Genomic DNA, 6,700 nt, shown 5'->3' on the forward strand with positions numbered 1-6,700 from the left:
GCCCCGTCAGCCGCTCGGGGTGAGGACGACGAAGTCGGCGCCGGCCGGGTCGACGCAGACGGCGAGGCGGCCCACGCCCTCGGCGTCCTCGGGGCCCATCTGCACCCTGCCGCCGTGCCCCGTGATCCGGCCGAGCGCGGCGTCGCAGTCCGTCACATGGAACACCGGGTGCCAGTACGGCCGGCCGTCGGTGAGGGTGAGCAGGTCCGTGCTCACCTGCATGACGCCGCCCTGCATCCGCTCCTGGCCCCCGCCCTGGGGGCTGATCAGCCCGTAGCTGCCGCCGCCGCCCGGCAGCGTCATGTCCTGCGTCTCCCAGCCGAAGAGGCGGCCGTAGAACTCCTTGGCGGCGGCCGCGTCCGTCGTGTACAGCTCGGTCCACATCAGGGCGCCCGGGTCGTCCACCTTCTCCAGGCCCTGGTTGGCGCCCGGCTCCCAGACGGCGAACTGCGCTTTCTGGGGGTCGGTGAACTGGGCCATCCGGCCGGCGTCCCCGGCCGCCACCGGCGGGGTGCGCACGGCACCGCCGGCGCCTTCGACGGCCCGCACCGCGGTGTCCGCGTCGTGCACGCGGAAGTAGATCATCCAGGCCGAGCGAGCCCCCTCCTCGGTGAGCCGGCCGGCGGCCGCGACCGACCTGCCCTCGTGCCGGAAGACGCCGTAGCCGCCGGCGTCGGGACCGAAGGACTCGAACTGCCAGTCGAACACGGCGCCGTAGAAGGCGGCGGCCGCCGCCACGTCCGGCGCGCCGAGATCGAGCCAGCAGGGTGAGCCGGTGACATAGTCGGTCGTGATCATGGGCCTTCCTTCCACCGCCCGAGATCGGGTTCCCCGGAAGCCAGCCTTACACCCGGCACTGACAATCGCCCGTCGGCGGGTCCAGCCGGGGCACGGGGACTTGTGCCGCACTATTGCCAGCACCACGACCGCCGGGCTTAAATGCTGAGCGAACTTCTTGCATAGAGTGCAAGAACTGCAAGAACTGGGACAGCCTGAACCGAGCAGACACCAGGAGTGCGCATGCGAGTGGAGAACAGCCACCAGCCACGCATCCTGGCTCTGCTGCGCACCGAGGGCCCGCTGCCGCCGGCCGCCCTCGGCGCGCGGGTGGGTCTCTCCCGGTCCAAGATCGGCCAGGAGCTCGGCCGCCTCGAGGAGTTGGGCTTCATCGAGAAGGCCGGGCACGCCGCGTCGAGCGGTGGCCGTCCCTCGGGCCTGGTCCGGCTCTCCTCACGGCTGCGGTTCGTGGGCGTGGACGTCGGCGCCACCTCGCTCGACGTGGCCGTGACCGACGGCCGGCTGTCGGTGCTCGAGCACCTGGCCGAACCCTGCGACGTGCGGGCCGGCCCGGAGGCGGTGCTCGACCGGGTGGTCGAGCTCGTCGACCGGCTGCGTGCCTCGGGCACGGTGCCCGAGCTGCACGGCGCGGGCGTCGGCATCCCGGCCCCGGTCAGCTTCCTGCACGGCTGCGCCGTCACCCCGCCGATCATGCCCGGCTGGGACCGCTACCCGGTCCGGGACGCGCTGGCCGAGCGGCTCGGCTGCCCGGTGCTGGTGGACAACGACGCCAACACCATGGCGCTGGCCGAGAGCCAGGTGGGCCTGGCCCGGGCGGTGCCCGACTTCCTCTTCGTCAAGCTCGGCACCGGCATCGGCTGCGGCGTGGTCGCCGGCCGTCAGGTGCACCGCGGCGGCACCGGCAGCGCCGGCGACATCGGCCACATCGCGCTGGAGGACGCGGGCCCGGTCTGCGCCTGCGGCAGGACCGGCTGCCTGGAGGCGTGGTTCGGCGGCGCGGCCCTGGCCAGGGACGCGCACGCGCTGGCCGCGGACGGCGGCTCGCGGCTGCTCGCCGACCGGCTGGCCCAGCACGGCGAGCTCTCGGCGCGCGACGTGTCCTGGGCGTTGGCCTCGGGCGATCCCGCCGCCCTCGAACTCGTCAGGCGCGGCGGGCAGCGGCTCGGCCGGGTCCTGTCGGGCCTGGTCAACTTCTTCAACCCGTCGATGATCGTGGTCGGCGGCGGCGTCGCCGGGCTCGGCCACACCCTGCTCGCCGAGGTGCGCAGCGAGCTCTACCGCCGCTCGACACCACTGGCCACCAGCGACCTGCCGGTGGTGCTCTCCGAACTCGGCGGCGCGGCCGGGGTGGTGGGCGCCGCCGGCCTCATCAGTGACCGGGTCTTCGCCTACCGGCACCCGGATTCCCCCACCCCCTGACCGCCCCCGACCAATCGATCGGACTTCACGATGCAAGCTCTCGGTGTCGCACTCATCGGCCACGCCTTCATGGGCCGCGTGCACTCCCACGCCTGGCGTTCGGTGGGGGCCTTCTTCGGGCCCTCGCTCGAGCCGCGGATGACCATCGTGGCGGGCACCGACCGGGCCAGGACCGAGGAGGCCGCCGCCCGGCTCGGATGGCAACACGCCACGGACAACTGGCAGCAGGCCGTGCACCGGGACGACGTGGGGATCGTGGACATCTGCTCCCCCGGGGACAGTCACGCGGAGATCGCGATCGCCGCGCTGGAGGCCGGCAAGCACGTGCTGTGCGAGAAGCCGCTGGCCAACACGGTCGCCGAGGCCGAGGCGATGGTCGCCGCCGCCCGGCGGGCCAGGGAGCGCGGGGTGCGCTCGATGGTCGGCTTCACCTACCGCCGCACCCCGGCGCTCAGCCTGGCCAGGCGGATGGTGGCCGAGGGCAGGATCGGCCGGGTGTACCAGGTGCGCGCCGCCTACCTGCAGGACTGGCTGCACGATCCGGACGCGCCGTTCACCTGGCGTCTCGACCGGGCACGCGCCGGTTCCGGGGCGCTCGGCGACATCGGCTCGCACATCACCGACCTGGCGGAGCACCTGGTCGGCGACCGTCTTGACGGGGTGTCGGGGCAGACCGCGACCTTCGTCGAGAGCCGTCCGCTGCCCGGCGCCCCCGAGGGCACCAGGGGCGAGGTCACCGTGGACGACGCGGCCGTGTTCACCGGCCGGTTCACCGGCGGGGCGCTCGGCGTCTTCGAGGCCACCAGGTTCGCCGCCGGGCGCAAGAACGCGCTGCGCATCGAGCTCAACGGCACCGCCGGCAGCCTGGCCTTCGACTTCGAGTCGATGAACGAGCTGTGGTTCCACGACGCCACCGAGCCGGCCGCCGGCGCCGGCTTCCGCCGGATCGTGGTGACCGAGCCGGAGCACCCCTACGTGGCGGCCTGGTGGCCGCCGGGGCACGGCCTCGGCTACGAGCACGCCTTCACCCACCAGGCGCGCGACTTCCTCGAGGCCGTCGCGGCCGGCACCGACCCGGAGCCGGGCTTCGAGGACGGGCTGCACGTGCAGCGCGTGTTGGCCGCCGTGGAGGAGAGCGCCGCGAACGAGAGCCGCTACACCAGGATCGAACCTGACACTTCGTCCTCACAACCCGTAAGGAGTTGAGCCGCGATGTCGCGTCCCGTCACTCTGTTCACCGGTCAGTGGGCCGACCTGCCCTTCGAGGAGGTGTGCCGGCTGGCCGCCGGCTGGGGCTACGACGGTCTGGAGATCGCCTGTTCCGGCGACCATCTGGACATCGCCCGGGCGGTCGCCGAGCCGGACTACCTGCCCGCCAAGAAGGCGCTGTTGGAGAGCCACGGCCTGAAGGTGTTCACCATCTCGCACCACCTGGTCGGTCAGGCCGTGTGCGACCACCCGATAGACGAGCGGCACCGGGGCATCCTGCCGGGCCGGATCTGGGGCGACGGCGAGCCCGAGGGGGTGCGCCAGCGCGCCGCCGAGGAGATCAAGAACACGGCCCGGGTGGCGGCCGCGCTCGGCGTGAACACCGTGGTCGGCTTCACCGGTTCGTCGATCTGGCACACGGTCGCCATGTTCCCGCCGGTGCCGGCCGCGATGGTGGAGGCCGGCTACCAGGACTTCGCGGACCGGTGGAACCCCATCCTCGACGTCTTCGACGCCGAGGGCGTCCGATTCGCGCACGAGGTGCACCCGAGCGAGATCGCCTACGACTACTGGACGACGCAGCGCGCCCTGGCGGCCGTCGACAACCGTCCGGCCTTCGGGCTGAACTACGACCCGTCGCACATGGTGTGGCAGGACCTGGACTATCTGGGATTCATCTCGGACTTCGCCGACCGGATCTACCACGTGGACCTGAAGGACACCAAGAAGCGACTCAACGGCCGTAACGGGCGCATGGGTTCGCACCTGCCGTGGGCCGACCCGCGGCGTGGTTGGGACTTCGTCTCGCTCGGCCACGGCGACGTGGACTTCGAGGGCATCGTGCGGGCGCTCAACGCGATCGGCTACGACGGGCCCATCTCGGTGGAGTGGGAGGACGCGGGCATGGACCGTCTGATCGGCGCGCCCGACGCGCTGGCGCGCGTCCGGGAACTGGTGGCCATCGAGCCGCCGACGGCCGCCTTCGACGCGGCGTTCAACACCGGCGACTAATTGACAGATACCACGGTAATATCGCATTACTTCCCTGCGGTATTACCGTGGTTCGCCGGAACACGGATTCCCGCCCAGCAAGTCTGAGCGGATCACTTCTCTCCTCCCGCCCCATCCATTCCGTTATCCGCGGAATCGGTTTCCCGACCCCTCGGCCCCGGCATATGGCCCCTTGCCAGGAAATCCTGGAACGAAAGGGGAATCCCATGTCCGTGCTCCACGAAACCGCGCCGCGGGCCGACGTAGAGCGGCTGATCGCCGAGGGCGAGACGTCGACGACTCACGGCGTCGGCTCGGTGAAGGCCGCCGCGCTGCTGCTCGCGGCCGGAGCCGCCCTGCTCTCGGCCGACCCGCGCAAGAACGAGCCCATCGAGGACTCCTTCGGGGGCGTCATCCAGAACCTCGCCTGCGCGCTGGCGTTCTGAGGCTCCGCTCGATGTCGATCACGCATCAGCCGGCGCCCGGCTCCGTCGAGGAGGCCACCGGGGCCCTGGCCGGCGCACTGGCCGGGGCCCTGCGGAGCGGTGACGAGGGCGTCGCCGCTCGCTTCCGCCTCGACTCGTGGGATCAGCGGGCCGGCGGCCTGGCCGCCGTCCGCGTGCTGGGCGCTGACGTGCTCGTGCCCTTCCTGTTGACGGGTCAGCCCCTGCGGCAGGACGAGGCGTCGCTGGTGCGGGCCGCGGTGCGGGCCTTCCCCGCACCGCGAAGCCACGGCCCCGAGGGAGCGTTGTGGGGCGTCAGGGACGCCGCCCTCGCGGCCGCCCTCGCCCGACTCGGCGTGGACGCCGCCGGCTGGGAGGGCCTGGCCGCCGCCGGCCCGCCGAGCCGTCTCGCCCCCGGCTGGGTGACCCTGGCCGCCGATCTGGTCCGCCTCTCCACCGCGGCACACCCCCTGCTCGCCCCCGAGCTCACCAGGCGACTCGGCGATCGCCGCCTGGACGTCGAACGCGGCCTGGTGCGCGCGGTACTCCGCCGCGACCTGCTGAGCGCCGCCCGGCTCTCCCGTTGGCTGTTGGCGCTCTCCCCCACCGGCGCGGGCCCGGTGGCGCTGCCGCCGATCCTCGACCTCCTGGAGGCCGTCGGCGCCGACGATCCCCGGGTCCGGTTCGAGACCGCCATCGCCCGCCGCCTGAACGACTCGCACTGAGACCATCCGAGGAGAATCAGCATGGACGCCATGGCAGTGCGCCTGGCCCAGCAGGTCGGCGAGCGGGCCGTGGACTGGCTGGGGCGGCTACGCGGCCGCTTCGCGCTCAACCGCGAGGTGCCGGAACACGAGATCAGCGGCGAGAGCCTCAAGGCGCTCGGCGAACTGGCCCTCGTCGCCGGCGTGGTGGTCCGCGAGGCGGTGGCGGGGCCGCGCTCGGCCGGTACGGCGCGCGCGCTGCTCGACTTCGCGTGGCGGGAGTTCGACGAGGGCGCCATGCTCTGGCGGCTCCAGACCCACTCCCCGGGCGCCACCCACGCCATGGAGTTCTACTCCCACTTCGTGCCCGTCGGATACCGGCACCCTGGGCTCGACCGGCTCGCCGGGACGGTGCTCGGCACCCGTGCCGCGCAGGTGGTCGAGCACGTGCCGAGCCGACGGCTCGCCGTCTGGGCGGCCGCCCGCCGGATCGGCGTCCAACCGCCGAGCTCCGCGTCCGAGTTGGTCGCCCAGACCTGGCTCGGCGGCACGCCGGAGCCCTGGATGATGGACGCCAACAACGCCTACGGGGTCACGCACACCGTCTTCCACCTCACCGACTGGGGCGACGACCCCACCGGCCTCCCGGAACCGCTGCACGCGTACGTCAGACGCTGGTTGCCCGTCTGGGTCGAGGTGTTCCGCGAGACCAGGTTCTGGGACCTGCTGCTCGAGTTCCTGATGGTGGGCGCCTGTCTGCCCGAGCCGATGCTCTTCCCCACCGTCTGGAAGGAGGTGACGGAGGCCCAGCACGCGGACGGCATGATGCCCAACGGCCTCACCGCGCCGCCGGCGGAGCCGGAGCGCGCCTGGGTCAACCACCACCACCCCACCATCGTGGCCGCGATCGCCGGCACCCTCACCGTCTCCCGCGCCCTGTCCACCGCGACCGCCGGCGGGAGTCGGGCATGAGCGCCATGGCCACCATCGCGGGGCTGCTGAACAGGCACATCGGCGAAATCGTCGCCGATCAGCACGCCCCGGCCGCGGGGGGGGGCCCCCGCCGCGGCGCCCGCCCGGCGGTCGCGGGCGGCGGGGAGCCGCGGCGGCCCGGGGGCGCCCCCCCCGGCCGCGCCC

General features: G+C 73.0%; 7 protein-coding genes. 6 read left to right on the forward strand and 1 reads right to left on the reverse strand.

Annotated elements, in window-relative coordinates; all coding sequences use genetic code 11:
- Positions 1-6 precede the first annotated feature (6 nt).
- Positions 7-798 carry a VOC family protein gene (locus ACFWI8_RS18885; protein WP_387092579.1) on the reverse strand — a complete coding sequence of 264 codons (792 nt, stop codon included), beginning with the start codon at positions 796-798 and terminating at the stop codon, positions 7-9.
- Positions 799-1,020: 222 nt separating this feature from the next.
- Between ACFWI8_RS18885 and ACFWI8_RS18890 the strand changes: the two genes are divergently transcribed.
- The 6 genes from ACFWI8_RS18890 (at position 1,021) to ACFWI8_RS18915 (ending at position 6,535) form a co-directional block, all read left to right on the forward strand.
- Positions 1,021-2,217 carry an ROK family protein gene (locus ACFWI8_RS18890; RefSeq protein ID WP_387092582.1) on the forward strand — a complete coding sequence of 399 codons (1,197 nt, stop codon included), beginning with the start codon at positions 1,021-1,023 and terminating at the stop codon, positions 2,215-2,217.
- A 30-nt stretch (positions 2,218-2,247) separates the two neighbouring features.
- A complete protein-coding gene (locus ACFWI8_RS18895; protein WP_387092585.1) occupies positions 2,248-3,423 on the forward strand; it encodes a Gfo/Idh/MocA family protein in 1,176 nt (391 codons plus the stop codon).
- A 6-nt stretch (positions 3,424-3,429) separates the two neighbouring features.
- A complete protein-coding gene (locus tag ACFWI8_RS18900) occupies positions 3,430-4,437 on the forward strand; it encodes a sugar phosphate isomerase/epimerase family protein (RefSeq protein WP_387092588.1) in 1,008 nt (335 codons plus the stop codon).
- Positions 4,438-4,643: 206 nt separating this feature from the next.
- Entirely contained in the window at positions 4,644-4,862 is a 219-nt protein-coding gene (locus tag ACFWI8_RS18905; protein ID WP_387092591.1) for a hypothetical protein, read from the forward strand.
- A gap of 11 nt (positions 4,863-4,873) precedes the next feature.
- Positions 4,874-5,584 (forward strand): hypothetical protein, encoded by a 711-nt coding sequence (locus ACFWI8_RS18910; protein WP_387092593.1) that lies wholly within the window; start codon positions 4,874-4,876, stop codon positions 5,582-5,584.
- A 21-nt stretch (positions 5,585-5,605) separates the two neighbouring features.
- Entirely contained in the window at positions 5,606-6,535 is a 930-nt protein-coding gene (locus ACFWI8_RS18915) for a DUF6895 family protein (RefSeq protein WP_387092596.1), read from the forward strand.
- The last annotated feature ends 165 nt before the right edge of the window (positions 6,536-6,700 follow it).

It is taken from the genome of Streptomyces sp. NPDC127098, assembly GCF_042722465.1.
GTDB classification, from domain to species: Bacteria; Actinomycetota; Actinomycetes; order Streptomycetales; family Streptomycetaceae; genus Streptomyces; species Streptomyces millisiae.